This window comes from Streptomyces sp. NPDC054932, assembly GCF_053610205.1.
Genome location: NZ_JBSGXU010000158.1, coordinates 1 through 15092, shown reverse-complemented (window position 1 = coordinate 15092; position 15092 = coordinate 1). Strand labels below are relative to the sequence as shown.

The 15092-nt window shown below is 69.4% G+C and carries 13 protein-coding genes and 4 pseudogenes; 10 read left to right on the top strand and 7 right to left on the bottom strand.

Going from position 1 to position 15092, the window contains the following annotated elements:
- Window positions 1–59 precede the first annotated feature (59 nt).
- Window positions 60–239, bottom strand: a complete 180-nt coding sequence (locus ACWGE1_RS31275) for a hypothetical protein (protein WP_453423815.1) — start codon at window positions 237–239, stop codon at window positions 60–62.
- A 323-nt stretch (window positions 240–562) separates the two neighbouring features.
- Here ACWGE1_RS31275 and ACWGE1_RS31270 point away from each other — a divergent pair, with 323 nt between their 5' ends.
- Window positions 563–1006: a hypothetical protein gene (locus ACWGE1_RS31270; protein ID WP_453423814.1), complete on the top strand. Its 444-nt coding sequence runs from the start codon at window positions 563–565 to the stop codon at window positions 1004–1006.
- 74 nt (window positions 1007–1080) lie between these two features.
- Here the strand turns inward: ACWGE1_RS31270 and ACWGE1_RS31265 are convergent, their stop codons facing one another.
- The 5 genes and pseudogenes from ACWGE1_RS31265 to ACWGE1_RS31245 form a co-directional block, all read right to left on the bottom strand.
- Window positions 1081–1917 carry a class II glutamine amidotransferase gene (locus tag ACWGE1_RS31265; RefSeq protein ID WP_453423813.1) on the bottom strand — a complete coding sequence of 279 codons (837 nt, stop codon included), beginning with the start codon at window positions 1915–1917 and terminating at the stop codon, window positions 1081–1083.
- 474 nt (window positions 1918–2391) lie between these two features.
- Window positions 2392–3822: a DUF2252 domain-containing protein gene (locus tag ACWGE1_RS31260; RefSeq protein ID WP_453423818.1), complete on the bottom strand. Its 1431-nt coding sequence runs from the start codon at window positions 3820–3822 to the stop codon at window positions 2392–2394.
- Between the two features lie 528 nt (window positions 3823–4350).
- Complete coding sequence (locus tag ACWGE1_RS31255; protein WP_453423812.1) at window positions 4351–5445, bottom strand: carboxylate-amine ligase; 1095 nt, start codon at window positions 5443–5445, stop codon at window positions 4351–4353.
- A gap of 279 nt (window positions 5446–5724) precedes the next feature.
- Window positions 5725–6051, bottom strand: a pseudogene (locus ACWGE1_RS31250) (chloride channel protein); the annotation flags it as partial.
- 15 nt (window positions 6052–6066) lie between these two features.
- The gene (locus ACWGE1_RS31245; protein WP_453423811.1) at window positions 6067–6459 is read right to left on the bottom strand and encodes a hypothetical protein; all 393 of its coding nucleotides are present in this window, start codon (window positions 6457–6459) and stop codon (window positions 6067–6069) included.
- A gap of 251 nt (window positions 6460–6710) precedes the next feature.
- Between ACWGE1_RS31245 and ACWGE1_RS31240 the strand changes: the two are divergent.
- The 3 genes and pseudogenes from ACWGE1_RS31240 to ACWGE1_RS31230 all read left to right on the top strand — a co-directional run bounded on the left by ACWGE1_RS31240 (window position 6711) and on the right by ACWGE1_RS31230 (window position 8198).
- Window positions 6711–7639, top strand: a pseudogene (locus ACWGE1_RS31240) (IS110 family transposase).
- A 77-nt stretch (window positions 7640–7716) separates the two neighbouring features.
- Window positions 7717–7920, top strand: a complete 204-nt coding sequence (locus tag ACWGE1_RS31235; RefSeq protein WP_453423810.1) for a DUF5959 family protein — start codon at window positions 7717–7719, stop codon at window positions 7918–7920.
- 122 nt (window positions 7921–8042) lie between these two features.
- On the top strand, window positions 8043–8198 hold the full coding sequence (locus tag ACWGE1_RS31230; RefSeq protein WP_453423809.1) for a DUF5959 family protein: 156 nt from the start codon (window positions 8043–8045) through the stop codon (window positions 8196–8198).
- 796 nt (window positions 8199–8994) lie between these two features.
- On the opposite strand, the pseudogene ACWGE1_RS31225 reads toward ACWGE1_RS31230, so the two are convergent.
- Window positions 8995–9996 (bottom strand): annotated as a pseudogene (locus ACWGE1_RS31225) (catalase); the annotation flags it as partial.
- Window positions 9997–10025: 29 nt separating this feature from the next.
- On the opposite strand from ACWGE1_RS31225, the pseudogene tal reads away from it, so the two are divergent.
- The 6 genes and pseudogenes from tal to ACWGE1_RS31195 form a co-directional block, all read left to right on the top strand.
- Window positions 10026–10691, top strand: a pseudogene (tal, locus tag ACWGE1_RS31220) (transaldolase); the annotation flags it as partial.
- A 100-nt stretch (window positions 10692–10791) separates the two neighbouring features.
- Window positions 10792–11562, top strand: coding sequence for a hypothetical protein (locus tag ACWGE1_RS31215; RefSeq protein ID WP_453423808.1), 771 nt, complete (start codon window positions 10792–10794; stop codon window positions 11560–11562).
- A gap of 370 nt (window positions 11563–11932) precedes the next feature.
- The gene (locus ACWGE1_RS31210) at window positions 11933–12979 is read left to right on the top strand and encodes a fatty acid desaturase family protein (protein WP_453423807.1); all 1047 of its coding nucleotides are present in this window, start codon (window positions 11933–11935) and stop codon (window positions 12977–12979) included.
- 104 nt (window positions 12980–13083) lie between these two features.
- Window positions 13084–13218 (top strand): hypothetical protein, encoded by a 135-nt coding sequence (locus tag ACWGE1_RS31205; RefSeq protein ID WP_453423806.1) that lies wholly within the window; start codon window positions 13084–13086, stop codon window positions 13216–13218.
- Window positions 13219–13425: 207 nt separating this feature from the next.
- Entirely contained in the window at window positions 13426–13641 is a 216-nt protein-coding gene (locus ACWGE1_RS31200) for a hypothetical protein (protein WP_125539589.1), read from the top strand.
- Window positions 13642–13779: 138 nt separating this feature from the next.
- The gene (locus ACWGE1_RS31195; protein WP_453423805.1) at window positions 13780–15060 is read left to right on the top strand and encodes a preATP grasp domain-containing protein; all 1281 of its coding nucleotides are present in this window, start codon (window positions 13780–13782) and stop codon (window positions 15058–15060) included.
- Window positions 15061–15092: the final 32 nt, after the last annotated feature.

The following is a 15092-nucleotide window of genomic DNA, read 5'->3' as shown; positions in this document are numbered from 1 at the left end:
CCCTGACGCTGCTCGTAACAACACGTTGTACCGAGCAGCGGGTCTGGCGGGGCGCTGGGTCAGGCGGCGTCGCTCGCGACGGACGGCCGCCTCGGCGAGCCGAACGTGGAGTCGAAGGCGCGACAGCGCGTCGTGGGCACGAGCAGGTACGGCGCCCCTGAACCTGCGACCGAGTGAGGGCCGGTCTGTCTCGCGGCGAGGGCGTCGTACGGGGTGAGGACGTCGAGGCTGTCGAACACGTAGCAGAGGGGCAGGACGGTCCACGCGACGAGCTGGAGGTGTGCGCGCGGACCGCGGCGCTCTCGGAGCCGGAGGCCAGGAGTCGCATTTCAGGGCTGTGAAAGAGGCAACGAATGCGGAGCCGGGTGTGGGCGCGCAGCATGGAGGCATGGTTGTGCTCTCGCGGCCGGAGAGGCGTTCGAAGGCCTCCGCGTCCGGCGTCGGACCGGGCTCCCCGTCGAGTGGCTCCCGTACGGGTGCCGGCCAGGAGGGCTCAGGGATCCGTCGATGCCCGAGGCCGCCAGGCCTGCTCCGAACGTCCTGCACGGCTCTCGCAGCCCTCGTGACGACCGTTCTGGCCGCCGTGCCGACGGGCCCCGCCCACGCCTTCACCGGTGACAATCACGAGGACATCACCCGGGCCGCACTGCCCTGGGAGCCCGTCACCCTGACCGAGATGGCCGACGCCCGCGCCGGGGCGATCAACGCCAACGACCACCCCCCGTACTTCGACGTCGGCCCCCTGCACTGCGACAACGCCGACTACCTTGCTCCCCGCCACGCCTCCGACTACCCCCGTACCCGGGACGAGGCCACCACCGAGCTCCTCGCGTGTATACGTACCTCCGTCACCCGCTTCCGCAACGCGGTCGAGGCCGCCGACGGCCTCGTCGACGCCGACGGCAAGGTGCGCGCCGATCAGAGCGACCTGTCCTCGCACTGCACGTGGGACGGGAAGCCCGGGCGGGCCAAGTGCGCCGTCCCGAACATGTTCAGCAGCGGGTAGTCCACTGCCAGGTTCAGCATTGAGTCCTTCATGGGAGGTCTCCTGTCGGGGGCTGTGAACAATGCCGCCCCGCGTCATGCCGGTTCTGGGGTGAAAGCACACAACTCATCGGCCCCGGGGTGTACGACGCCGTAGCTGCTCTCGGGTACTTCGTTCCAGGCACCCGGCAGGTCGCCGAGGGGTTCGGACACCACCAGGCGGGTTGCGTCGGACACCTCCTGGAGGAAGGTCATTTCGGGGTGCAGTTTGCGCAGCGAGTCCACCCGGCTGCTGTAGAAGAGCGACCGCGAGGCGCCCTGGCTGGAGTAGCGGAACGCCCACACACTCGTGCCGTTGGTGACGGCGACCGTCATCTGAACCGGGTTCTCCACGCCGTGCTCGCCGGCTACGCGTTCCACCAGCCCGGCCATCCTGGCGACGGCGCCCGGCGGGTCCTCCTCCAGGCCGAAGGTGAGCGCCAGGTAGAACATCGTCTCGGAGTCCGTTGTCCCCTCGATACCCGAGTACAGCGCGGGATCGACGAGCATGGTGAGATCCCGCCGCATCGCGTGGAAGCCGGCGATGGAGCCGTTGTGCATCCACATCCAGCGGCCGTGCCGGAAGGGGTGACAGTTCGTCTGCTGTACCGCCGTACCCGTCGACGCCCGGATGTGGGCGAAGAACAACGGCGAGGTGACGTGGTCCGCGAGCTCCCGCAGGTTCCGGTTGTTCCAGGCGGGGCCGACGTCTCGCATGAGCGCCGGGGTGCCGTCACTGCCCTCCGGATACCACCCGACGCCGAACCCGTCACCGTTCGTCGTCTCCACGCCGAGTTTGGAGTGCAGGCTCTGATCGATCAGTGAATGAGCGGGTTTGTAGAGGATCGTGTCAAGCAGCAGGGGTGTTCCCGAATAGGCCAGCCATCGGCACATGAGCGATCACCTGTATTTCTCACCTGAAACTGCGGTAGTACTTTCGTGGCCCGCTCGACCTCAGGCTCCCGGAGTCTGCAATGAGCCGCCGGTCACCTCGCTGCCGCGGCCCACCGTCTTGCCGGCTCTGCTGTGATCGCGCTGATAGTGGAGCGCCGCTTTCCCCGTGTCGCGGCGACGCTGTGTGCGCGGAGCGGGTGGCTCTTGTCCGGCCACCCTCATTTTCGCCTCCTTCGCCGCACATCGCCATGTGGTGCGGATCGGACGGCCGTCGCCGCAAGCTCGGGGCGGTGGACCTGCGCAACCTCAAGGACGCACCTGGAGACGGGACGGCGTCCGGCGCCTCGTGAACCCGACCTCACGGCGTGGCCTCATGGTCTGGACCGCGATCGCCGGCGAAGAGGCGGGCCGGAGCGAGTGCAGCGCGAGCACCGGTGGACCCCGGTGCGGTCCGGCGCCGGCTGTGCCGAGGGGTCAGGCTGCAGGGAGTTCCTGTGCAGGCAGTCGGCCTGCGTGTACCGCGTCGACCAGGGCCTGGTGGTCGCGTTCGTTCTGGTCGGCGTAAGCCTCGGCGAAGGTGACGAGCGCCCGGTCGAAGGATTCACTGCGGCCCAGGTACGCGGCGATCGCGATCCGGTCGCCCGACCGGGCGTGCGCACGGGCGAGGGTGATGCCGCACACCTCGCCGAACGTCTCCAACTGTACGGGCGACATGGTCTCCGGCATGGCGATGCCCTTCCAGTCGCGCAACTGGCGGATGTAGAAGTCGCGCTGCTTGCCGTCGATCCCGTCCACCCGCTCCCAGCCGAGGAAGATGTCGCTCGCCGCCTGCATCAGCCGCTGTCCGGAGACCACGCGCTCACCCTGGTTGCGGTATCTGCTCGCGCCGATGTGGGGGGCGAGCACGGAGGTGTCGGCTTCCTTGGCCTGCAGGAAGAGCGGATCCTTGCCGTCGCGGCCGAGCAGCAGCAGGATCCAGCAGCGGGTTCCGACGCTGCCGACGCCGACCACCTTGCGGGCCACGTCGACGAGCCGGTAGTCCTCCAGGAGCGCTCGCCGGTCACTCGCCATCGTGAGGCCGTAGCGTTCGACCAGCCGGCGGAGCTGGCGCTCGAACGTGCTGCGCTCGGCGTCCGGCAGCAGGTCCGCGAGCGGTACCAGCAGTGGGGGGTCCGCCGCGATCCTCGGTCGGCCGTCGACCAGTTCCGTGAGTTTCTCGAAGACCTGCAGGGTGTCATGCGTGCGGGCCTTCGCCATGGCGCCGGTCAGCTTCTTCCGCCCGCTCTTGCCAAGCCGACCGGTGGTCAGGGCCTCGAGGCGGTCCGCGTCGATCTTCGCGTACCAGACGTCGAGGTTGCCCATACCGGCGAAGCCGCGCATCGCCTCGCGGTACGAACGAACGGCAGCGCTCACGATGCCCGCGCGCTCGGCGTCGTCGAAGCCGTTCGCCCGGCCTGCGATGACGAGACTCGCCGCGAGTCGTTTGACGTCCCACTCCCAGGGGCCGGGCAGGGTCTCGTCGAAGTCGTTGATGTCGAACATCAGCTGACGCTCCGGAGAGCCCAGCAGCCGGAAGTTCAGCAGGTGCGCGTCCCCGCACAGCTGGGCCGTGATCCCCGCGTCCGGGCTGCCGGCCAGGTCGGAGGCCATGATTGCGGCGGCTCCCCGGTAGAACCGGAAGGGCGACTCCGTCATCCTGCTGTAGCGGATGGGGACCAGCTCGGGAACCCGGGCCGCAGATTGCTCCTCCAGTATCGCCAGCGGGTCCGGCCTGTCCGGAGACGGCCGGTACTCGGCGTGCCCGGACCGCGGCGAGCGGCGCCGTGCCTCCTTGCCGTGGTCCGCGCGTTCCTGGGGCGTGCTGTGGGGTACCGCGCGCATCGCGGTGGTCGCGCTCTGGGACATCAGTGCACTCCTGCCTGCTCTGCTGCCCTCAGGACGGGAACGGCTCTGCGCGAGCTGTCCTTGGGCATCGGCGACGGCATCGGCGGTGCCGAGGGCCGCGATGGTGTTGACGGCGGCCGTCACGACGCGGGCGAAAGAGACCAGCACGTCCTGCCACTGCTGGGCAGCGGAACTGCCTTGCGGGCGGGTCGGGTACGCCTCAGGGGCAGGCGAACGACGTGCAACAGTGCGTGTCCGCAGACCACCAACATGCCTTGCTCCAACTCTAGAACCCCTCCCGATCCTGCGCGCGGGGCAGGCGTGCGAGCGGCCCATGCGCGCCGCGCGATACCGGACACCGCCCTGAACCCCACGGAACTCGTCGACGGCGCGGGCTGCGCGGGCTGCGCGGGCTGCGCGGGCTGCGCGGGCTGCGCGGGCGCGTCCGGCTCTGCAGGCACGTCATCCGCATGGCTCGGCCGGGAGGACTCCGGTGGAGCCTGCAACGCCCCGGTTGCGCCGGCATCCCCCTCACAGCCGGCCGGCGACTCAGACGATGGTGGCTCCTGAGGTGATCAAGGCACCGACCGCCGGTAGGCCGGCCCCGGCCAGGGCGCGGCGCTGGCGGTCGGCCGACGTTCCCCGCAGGAGCAGCCGATGGACGAGCGAGGTCACCTCGCGGTGGTCACCGCTCTCTTCAAGGGCGGGGCCGATGTAACGCAGGAGCGCGCACAGCACGTCCCCGCTGCTCCGCAGCCGCCCTATCGGGTCCACCAGCGTGCCGCTGATCCCGTGCCGGGCCGCATGCCACGTCGCCGCTTGCAGCAGCTCCGGTCGGCACGGCGTGTGAGCGACTCCCGCCCTTTCCTCGGCCATCGCTGTGGTGGCGAGCCCGCGGATGACGCCGGCGAGCATCACCGCCTCGTCCGCCTCCAGCTGCACATCACAGCAGCGCACCTCAACAGTGGGGTAGCGCTCGGAGAGCCGGGCCTGCCAGTACAGCTGGCCTCGGTCCGGAATCACCCCGGGCCCCACCAGCGCGTCGGCCCGCGCCTCGTAGTCCGCGAGCCCCGCGAAGTGCGGTGGTGGACCGCTGACCGGCCAGCGGCCGAAGATGATCGTGCGCCAGCTGGCGAAACCGGTGTCCCGCCCGTCCCACAGGGGCCCGTTCGCGGACATCGCCAGCAGCGTCGGAAGCCAGACGCGCAGCCGGTTCAGCACGGCCACCCCGGTCTCGCGGTCGGGCATCCCCACATGGACGTGCATCCCGCAGATCAGCTGCTCGTCGACCAGCAACCGGGCCTCTTGTTGCATCTTCACATATCTCGCCGTGCCGGTGATGGGTACGGGTACGGCATCCCTGACCGGCGCGGTGGCAGAGATGGCGATGCGGCAGCCGTTCGCCTGCGCGGCGGAGGCGACCGCGTGGCGCAACCGCAAGAGATGCCCTCCGACCTCCTCGAGAGCCGTGCACACGGGGGTGGCGACTTCGATCTGAGCCTGGAGCAGCTCGTCCTGGACCTCTTGCTCGTCCGAGAGGGGTGCCAGGCGGGCCGTGGCACGCACCTCCTGCACGAGCGGTGTGGGAAGGAGTGTCTCCGGGTCGACCAGCAGGTACTCCTCTTCGACCCCAACAGTGATCATGCTGGGTGGTACCCCGACCCCGCAGTGATCACCCACGGAAAGGGCCACTACGGCGCATTAGGGCGTATTGGCGCTCTTTTGTAACAGCTTGATCCGGGAGGCATTCCCGTACCGGCCGTTCGTGAGGGCGTGAGCGCCCGGGCCGTGGAGCGTGGACAAGGTCGTCCGGCCCCGCCGGTCGCTGGCGGACCGGTCGTGTCCGCAGGGCATCCTGTATGTCCTCGACAGCGAAGCCAGCCGGCAATTCCTGCGGTGCGTCATGCCGCCAGGGCCTGTCCGGGCGCGGGCCTCGGATCTGCCGGACGGAGGCGGGCTGATCCTGAGGATCACGACGACGTAGTCGACCACCAGCGACGATGACCACCGGCATGACGGTGAGGCCCTGCGATCCAAGCGGCAGGGTGGCGGCAGCGCCGACGTCAACGGGAGCCTGAGCATGCTGACCGACATGGCTCCGATGCCCACGGCGAACGCCGGGGTGAGCTGTAGCCCTGGAAGGTGCGACAGAGCGATCCCGCCCGCCGCCCCCGTTAACATGGCCGGGAGGATCGGTCAGCCCCGGAAGGCGCTCAGCGGGACGCAGTACGCGACCCCTTTGCAGGCTACCTTCCATCCCCACCGTCAGACCTGAAGCTCGGCCGCCAGATGTTCGGCCTCCTTCGGGGCCAGCGCCAGCAACGGATCCCCTTCGTACGCGTGGGCCCCGACGATCTTCGACAGGAGGAACAGGGACATCAGCCTCCCGTCCCGGCTCTCCAAGTCCACCCTCCGCTCCCGCCGGACGCGGTCGGCGAGCGCCGGTACGGCAAGCGCGTTGCCCCACAGGGCTGCGGCGTCCAGGCCCCGTGGCGCCATGCCCCAGTCCTCCCAGTCGATGATGGAGAACTCCTGGCCCATCACGTTGGCCCAGGTCAAATCCGCATGCGCCGGTGCCCATCGCTCGATCCCCGTGTCGGCAATGCCGGGGACGACCTCGCCAAGTGTCTGGGTCACCTGCTCCTGCGTGATCGTCACCGTGTCCGGGGTCGCGATCCGCGGCGTCCGCTGTGCGGCAAGCGCGTCCAGCTAGTCGGTGCAACAGGTGTGGCACCATCGCCAGTTCGGGTGAGACGTACGTGGCTGCTCCGGAACCACGGCGAGAGGGCCGACGGCTGTGGATTCGTGCGACGGTCGGGTTGGGATGAGCGAACACATATCGCTTCGTAAGGACACGTCGGCGTGGTCGTCTGCAGGGACCAGTCAACCGGACGACGAGGGAGGCTCGGGTGCCCGAGCTCTGGGCGGGGACGGATGCCGACAAGGCCGCGCATTACTGCACGGTGATCGACGCGGACGGGGCGAAGGTGCTCTCTCGCGCCGGGTGCCCAACAACGAGCCTGAGCTCCTGGAGCTGATAGGCGACGTCCAGGCGCTGGCGGAGGACGGCCCGGTGACCTGGGCCGTTGACCTGAACGCCGGCGGGGGCGCACTTCTGATCGCTCTGCTCACTGGCCATGGTCAGCGGCTGCTCTACATTCCTGGTCGGACCGTCCACCAGGCATCCCGTGGCTCCCGCGGGGACGGCAAGACGGATGCGAAGGACGCCTACGGCATCGTCGATCAGGCAAGGATGCGCCGGGACCTGCAGCCTCTGCAGGAGTGGGACGAGATCGCGGTGGACCTGAAGATCCTCACCGGCCGCCGCTACGACCTCGCCGCCGACCGCACCGGCGCCATCAACCGGATGCGGGCCCAGCTCCTGGAGTACTTCCCAGCCCTGGAGCGGGCCTTCGACTATGCCGCGTCCAAGGGTGCCCTCGTGCTGCTGACCGGCCACCAAACGCCGACCGGCCTGCGCCGGGGCGGCCCGAGCCGACTCGCGACCTGGCTGAAGAACCGGAAAGTCCGTGGTGCCCAGGCCATGGCCGATGCGGCCGTCACCGCTGCGCAGGCCCAGCACACCGCCGTGGCCGGGGAGAGCACAGCCGCAGCCGTGGTCAACACCCTGGCCAGGGCGGTGCTGGCCCTGGAGATCGCCGCCCGCTTCTGCCCTACCTCGATGACCTTCTACGACCGCAAGAGGAACGAGGGCAAGAGCTACAAGCAGGCGATCCTCGCCCTCGCCCGCCGCCGCCTTGACGTCCTATGGGCTCTCATCCGCGACCATCGCCACCGGACAGCGCGGCCACCGCAACCGGAACCAGCCGCCGCATGACGATCACGGTGCTCGCCCGTGGACGTTGAAGGCGCACCCCTCGGAGTCGTGGCCGAGCCTGCCGTAGGTTCCCGGCCATGGACACGAACACACAGCCCGATGCAATCGAGTTGATCCGGCTGGCCGACCTCACCCAGAGCATCAGCGTTCGTCTGCGCTCGACCGAGCCCATCCTCGAAAGCCTGGGCGTCCGGGACTACGACGCGGAGGCCGTCGTGACCAGCGGCTTCGTGAATGGGACGGTCTACCTGGGCTTCGACTCCGAGGATCTCAAAGACTAGGGCCGGCTTCTGGACGCCATCGAAGAGGCCGAGCGCGAGGCCGACCTCGACGACCCATTCGCGGCGGACTGGCCCCATCGGGTCGCACCGCCTACCTCCGGTTCATTGCCGAAGACCCCTACGTGGTCGAAGTCCATGATGGGCCCAGTACCCAGATCGTCGTCTCGGTGCCGCTCGACATGGGCGCAAAGTGGATAGCCGAGTCCAGGGAGCGTCTGGCGGCGGCCCGAGCCGCTCTCGGCGTTGGCACCGAGGATCACCATGGCGCACGTCCCTGACCGCGAACTCGCACTCCCGCACCACACTCCGACTGCTTCCGGTCGGTGGCGGGGGACACTGCGGGGGAACCTGAGGGGGACTCTGCGGGGGAAGCGTTCCGCGCTCTCATCACGCATCGCCGCTGTTCAGACCCCGTTTTGCGGCTGGTGAGGTCCCGGACTTACCTCCTAGGGCCGGTAGGGATGTAGCTGGATTTGGTGGCTGGCGGGGTTGTGATCGCTGGCGTGGCGTGATCACGAGTTCCGGGAGGCACAGTGCGGCGAGTGGGGTTACGGGTTGCGGGTGTTGGGGTGGCGGCGGCCATCCTGACCGGTAGCGGCAGTGGCGGCTCGGACGGGAAACCTGCTGTGGCGAGCACGGCGTCAGCGTCGGTCGCGTCGTCGGTGGATCCGCAGGCGGCGGAGAAGGCCGCGGTGCTGGCCGCGTATGCGGGCATGGGTGCAAGGAGGTCCGTTCGTACACGTCCGGGACGTTGGACCCGGAGGTGGAGCGGTAGGCGGCGGACAGGGCGTTGGCGGACATCAATGCGACGCTGTTCTGGTACCAGCAGCGCGCCACCCTCATGCGCGGCCGGCAGGCACACGCGCCGGTCGTTGACTCGCTCGACACCACCGGCGATCCGAACCGTGCGGTCGTCGCCGACTGCGTGGACTCCACCGGCTACGACAAGGACGGCAACCCGGCCGGGGAGGCCCTGTCAGGGCCGCGCCGCCACGTGGTGACCTCCGGCCGGCAGCGCACCGGTTCGGGCCCGTGGCTCGTGTGGAGCTCCATGATCGAGCGGGATCGCACGTGGACCGTCACGGTGTCGGCGCCGGTGCCCAGCACTCCGCCGGCTGCCGCCACAACCAGCGGGACCATCCCGGCGTCGAGGACGGCCTGGCACACCCCGTGCACGCCGACCATGTCCATGGCCTGGCCGGTGACGATGCCGATGACGCGTCCGTGCAGCGGCCAGGTGCGGCCGACCTGGGACAGGGCGGGGCTGGGTCGGGCATCGGCGAGAGCCTCGGTGGCGGCCGGCGCCGGCAGGCCCAGTCCGGCCGCGACCTGGGCGCACAGCTCGGGGTCGATGTTGGCGAGTACGCCGAGAGCGCGTTCCTTGATGGCCTGCTCGTAGCACTTGGCCAGTTCGAACGTGTAGGCGGCGATGATGTGCTCGCGCTCGACCGGACTCATGCTGAGCCAGAACATGCGCGCCTGGGAGAAGTGATCGGCGAACGAGGCGGGTGCTTCGCGGACCTTGCGTCCGGCAGGAACCTCGACGGGTACCTCGATGAACGCGCCGGTGAACGAGCCCGTGTCGGTGCCCGCGTAGAAGGGGCAGCCGCCGTCGAGGCTGTTGGGCTTGTAGGGGGCCACACCCCGGTGCACGGCCGTCTGGTGGAAGTCGTCACGGAGCATGTCGTTGACGGGCGCGTGGGTGCGGTTGATCGGGATCTGCGGGAAGTTGGGGCCGCCGAGCCGGGTGAGCTGGGTGTCCAGGTAGGAGAACATCCGGCCGGCCAGCAGCGGGTCGTCGGTCGCGTCGATGCCCGGGACGAGGTGTCCGGTGTGGAAGGCGACCTGTTCGACCTCGGCGAAGAAGTTCGACGGGTTCGCGTTCAGCGTCAGCAGCCCGACCGGCTTCACCGGCGCGAGCTCCTCCGGGACGATCTTCGTCGGGTCGAGGAGGTCGATGCCCTCGAACATCTGGTCGTCGGTGTCGGGGAAGGTCTGGATTCCCAGCTCCCACTGCGGGAAGGCGCCGGACTCGATGGCGTCGAAGAGGTCCCGGCGGTGGAAGTCGGGATCCAGAGCTCGTCGAACTGGTCGCGGAAAAGCACGTGGTGGGAGTCACGACCAACCCCACGATCTTCGCCTCCGCCCTGTCCAAGGGCGACCGCTACACCGAGCAGCTGCGCCGCCTCGGCGACGGGGGAACCAGCGTCGACGACGCGGTCTTCGCCCTGACCACGGACGACGTGCGAAGCGGCTGCGAGGTCCTCGCCCCCGTCCGTCAGCGCACCGACGGCATCGACGGACGGGTCTCCATCGAGGTGGACCCGCGCCTGGCGCAGGACGCCGATGCCACCACCGTCCAGGCCCGAAAGCTGTGGCAAACGGTCGATCGGCCGAATCTACTCGTCAAGATCCCGGCCACTCGCAAGGGGCTCAAGGCGATCACCGCCGTCATGGCCGAGGGCATCAGCGTCAACGTCACGCTGATCTTCTCACTGGACCGCTACCGCGACGTGATGGACGCCTACCAGGACGGTCTGGAACAGGCGCAGGCAGCGGGACGCGATCTGTCGGACATCCACTCGGTCGCCTCATTCTTCGTCTCCCGCATCGACAGCGAGGTCGACCGCCGCCTCGACGCCCTCGGCATCCCAGAGGCCCTGGCACTCAAGGGCAAGGCTGCGGTCGCCAACGCCCGCCTGGCCTATCAGGCATTCGAGGAGATGACCGCAGAGCCGCGTTGGCAGCGCCTCGCGGCGGCCGGAGCACGCGTTCAGCGGCCCCTGTGGGCGTCCACCGGGGTGAAGGACCCGTCCTACCCCGACACCCATGTACGTCAGCGAACTCGTCATCCCAGGTACCGTGAACACCATGCCCGGCGCCACCCTGGCCGCGTTCGCAGACCACGGAACCCTCCCGGCCCACCCCCCGACCGCGGACGACTACGCGGCCGCCGCTTCCCACCTCGAGGCTCTGGGACGCGCCGGCGTCGACTTCTCCGACGTCACCGACACCCTGGAACGCGAAGGACTCACCAAGTTCGAGGACAGCTGGAAGGACCTCGGAGCCTCGGTGAAACGCGAGATGCACCCCGAAGCCGTCGACACCTGCGACGACAACGGGAGCCCGCAGGGAGGATCCGAAAGCGCCCAGCTACTCGCGATCCACCTCAACGACCACTACTCCGCCGCCACTGGGGGCCTGGAACTCTTCCGTCGCGCCGCAAAGGCGCAGACGAGCACAGAAGCGCACACGGTACTGACCGAACTGACCCGTCAGGCCGACGAGGACCGTGACTCGCTGGCACAGATCATGACCGATCTGGAGGTCCCGACCAGCCACTCCAAGGCGGCCATGGGCTGGCTCGCCGAGAAGGCGGGCCGCCTCAAGACCAACGGCCACCTCCTCACCCGCTCGCCCCTCAGCGACGTCCTGGAAGCAGAGTCCATGCTCCTCGGCGTCCAGGGCAAGAAGGCCTGCTGGCGGACCCTGGGGACCCTCGCCGACACCGACGAACGCCTTTCCACCGAGCACCTGGACGCCCTGGAGGAGCGCGCCGAGAAGCAACTCGTGCTCTTGGAGGAGCTGCGCATCACGGCAGTCACTCAGGCGCTGCGCCCTCAACCCTCCATCACGCGGTAGCGCCGGGAGCCGCCGCTTCTGCCGTGAGAGGGGAGTAGACGCTCCCTCCGCGTACGCGCGGTGCCCTGGCTATGCCGTCTCTGGGGCCTTTGGGTCATACCTGGGCCCGCAAGCCAAGCGAGTCAGGTCAGAGGACTCCCGACAGGGGCTCCGCTCGGCAGCACAACCGTGCCGGCTCGGTCTGTCGGGCCGCCGACGGGTTGCCCGAGGTCGGGACCATGGCGCAGGGCTGGGAGCACGTCAATGTCGATATCCCGGGTATGCGCAGTACGAGGGGAGCGACACCCGCGCGCCGGCGGGGCCCGGCACAGGGAGTTCCGCAGGTGATGTGGCCGCTCCTCCAAGACCGACCAGAAAGCGACCCCCGATCATGAATTTCTCTCAGACGGTGCGTCCTCCTCCCGTACGGGCCGATTCGGGGAGCGACTTCGCCCGACTCTCCCGGAAGATCCAGGAGGCGGGTCTCATGGCCCGGCGCCCGGGGTACTACGCACTGCGCATCGCGTCTGTGACGGCCCTGTACGCCGCCGGGTGGACGGCCTTCGTCCTGATCGGCGACAGCTGGTGGACGCTAGTGGCGGCTGCCTTCCTTGCCTTGGTGTTCGGGCAGGTCGCCCTGCTCGCTCACGACCTCGCCCACCGGCAGGTGTTCCGCCTGCGCAAGGCCAGCGAGGTGTCCGGGCGTATCGCCGGAAACCTCGGCGTCGGCATGGGCTACGGCTGGTGGCAGGACAAGCACACACGGCACCACGCCAACCCTAACCACGAGGACCTCGACCCCGACCTCGACCCGGACATCCTCGTCTGGACGCAGGACCAGGCCCGCACGGCCAAGGGACTGCCGCGGCTGCTCGGCCGATCGCAGGCCTACCTCTTCTTCCCGCTACTCCTGCTGGAGGGGTTCAACCTGCACGTGTCCGGGGTGCGGTCGCTGTTCGACCGCTCGCTCAAGCACCGGGTGGGGGAGGGGGCTCTGCTCGCCGCTCACATCGCCGCCTACCTCGGCACGCTGTTCCTGGTGCTGCCGCCCGGCAAGGCGGTCGTGTTCCTCCTGGTCCACCAGTGCCTCTTCGGCGTCTACCTCGGCTCGATCTTCGCCCCGAACCACAAGGGCATGCCGGTCCTGCGGGGTGACGAGCGGCCCGACTTCCTCAGGCGTCAGGTCCTGACCTCCCGCGACGTACGCGGTGGCCGGTTCACCGACATCGTCCTGGGCGGTCTCAACTACCAGATCGAGCACCACCTCTTCCCGAGCATGCCCAGCCCGCACCTGCGCAGGGCCCAGATCATCGTCCGCGCGTACTGCCAGGAGCTCGGGGTCAGCTACTTGGAGACCAGCCTGGTCACCTCCTACCGGCAGACCCTCGCCAGCCTCCACGCGGCCGGAGCCCCACTCAGAACGCCGCAGACCACCTGACTGCCGCCACGGACCCCGACCGGGACGCGGGACACCATTCCACCCCGGTCTCGGGCAGGCCGTGGCCGCCGAGTGGCCACCCCTTCGACAGCATCCTCAGTACAATGCTGGAGAGAGATGTCCCGGCGGCGGGTGTCCGGGCCACTGGCACGACGGACGTGCATGCCGCCCTGATTGCCGCACGCCACCACCTGCCCGGCACGGGTGCCCTCGACGACTCCGTGCTCGTCACCGGCTGATCGGTCAGCCGTCAGTGGGGGCTACCTGCCCTCACGCATACAGCGGCGGGATGAGATGCGTGGGGTTCGCGGGCGGGGGCCAGCCGGCAGGTGGGGGTTTGGCGTGGAGCGACCGCAGACGGCGCCCGGGCGACAGCTGCCCGGTGAAGGTCACCCGTTTGGACGTGAAGGGGTGCCACGGAGCTTGGTGCGGCAGAGGCTTGGCCCATGGCCGCCAAGCTGATCATCTACCCGCCCGACCAGCAGGGCTGGCGCCGTGTCCGCTACGACGGTGTCGCCATCGGAGTGGCGCATCGGCCTGCCGATGTTCGGGCCTTTCTCGCCGCGGCCGGTATGGAGAACGCCGAGGATGTCGACCTCACCGACCCTGACTTTGTGGAGTGGCGGGGGGCCGGCCCCGAGGCGTGGGAACCGTTTCCCTGACCTGCCACCCTAGTCTGCTCGGACGTGACGTGCCGGAGGTGCGGCTCCCCGTCCTGGGCCCGGCCGCGCCCGAATGGGCTGAGCGGGGGATCGCAGGCTGACCGTGGACGGCCGTGCGGCGACCAGAGGAGCAGAGCGGTGACGGAGACGGGCCCGATCGTCGTGTTCGCGAACTTCCTCTCGGACTTGGCGGTGGATCTCGACGAGGGGCAGATCCTGACGACGTGGGCCCAGCAGGCGCCGCGGAAGGCGTGGCTGCTTCGGCCGGGGGACGTGTTCGTCACTCCCGTGCCGCTGAGCCGGGAGTTCCTGCGTTACGTGTACGACCTGACCGGGGTGCCCCAGGAATCGGTCGCGGTCGTCGAGGTGCCCCCCGCCGGAGCCGTTCCGCTGGCGCGGGCGGTGCGCGAGGCCGGCCTCCTCGAGCAGGTTCGGGCGCTCGCCGGTGACCGGGGTGCGGCGCTGCTGCCGACGGCTTTGGACGCGTCGGCGATCGCTTTCGCCCGGGACATCGGACTCGCGGTCCACCCGTACCCGACGGTCGAGGCCGCAGAAGCCGCCCTGAAGATGACCATGCTGCTCAACACGAAGACCGGGTTCCGCGAGACGGCCGAGCAGCTGGGCTTGCGGCTGCCTGCGGGGCGGATGTGCCGACGCCCGAACGCCGAAGGCATGGCGCGCGAGCTCCTGCGGGACCACGAAGGCGTCGTGGTGAAGCCCGACCGGTCGGCCGGAGGACACGGGATGCGCTTCGTGTCCCGCGACGACCTGCGGGGCGGGGCGAGCCTGTCGCTCGATACGGTCGGTGGTCCGGAAGGCCTGTGGGTGGTGGAGGAGTGCCTCGACGTGGCCCAGTCGGTCAGTGTCCAGCTGGAGGTCTCCGCCTCCGGTACGCGCGCGCTCTTCAGCGGAGCGATGCGCTCGGTTCAGGGCTCCTTCACGGGATACGCCTCTCCGCTGCCGCCGTCCTGCGCGCACGTGACCGGCGAGCTGGAGGAGTGGGGGACGGCCCTGGGCCGCCACCTGGCCGACCACGGCTACGCCGGGCCCTTCGGGCTCGACGCGCTGGTGGACACCGAGGGTGTCGCGTACGCGAGTGAGAGCAACATCCGCCGTACGGCCACCACCACACCGCACGCCATGGTCACTCGGCTGACCGAGGGATCTGCCGACGCACAGCCGGCATGGTCGGTGTCGAAGGGCTGGACACGGACTCCCATGGACTTCGACGACGTGCTTGCCCGGCTGCGCGCCTCCCGCCTCGCCTTCGACCCGGATCGCGGCGAGGGCGTGGTCCTGTACGCGGATGTGCCGCCCGACGGCCGTTCCTGGCGGTACGCGGTGATCGCCAGGAGTGCCGGGGACGTGGAGGAGCAGGAAACCGCGTTGGCGGAGGTTTTCGAATTCGAAGGTGGCTGAGCAGCATGATGCCGGTCCCGGCACCCAGGAAG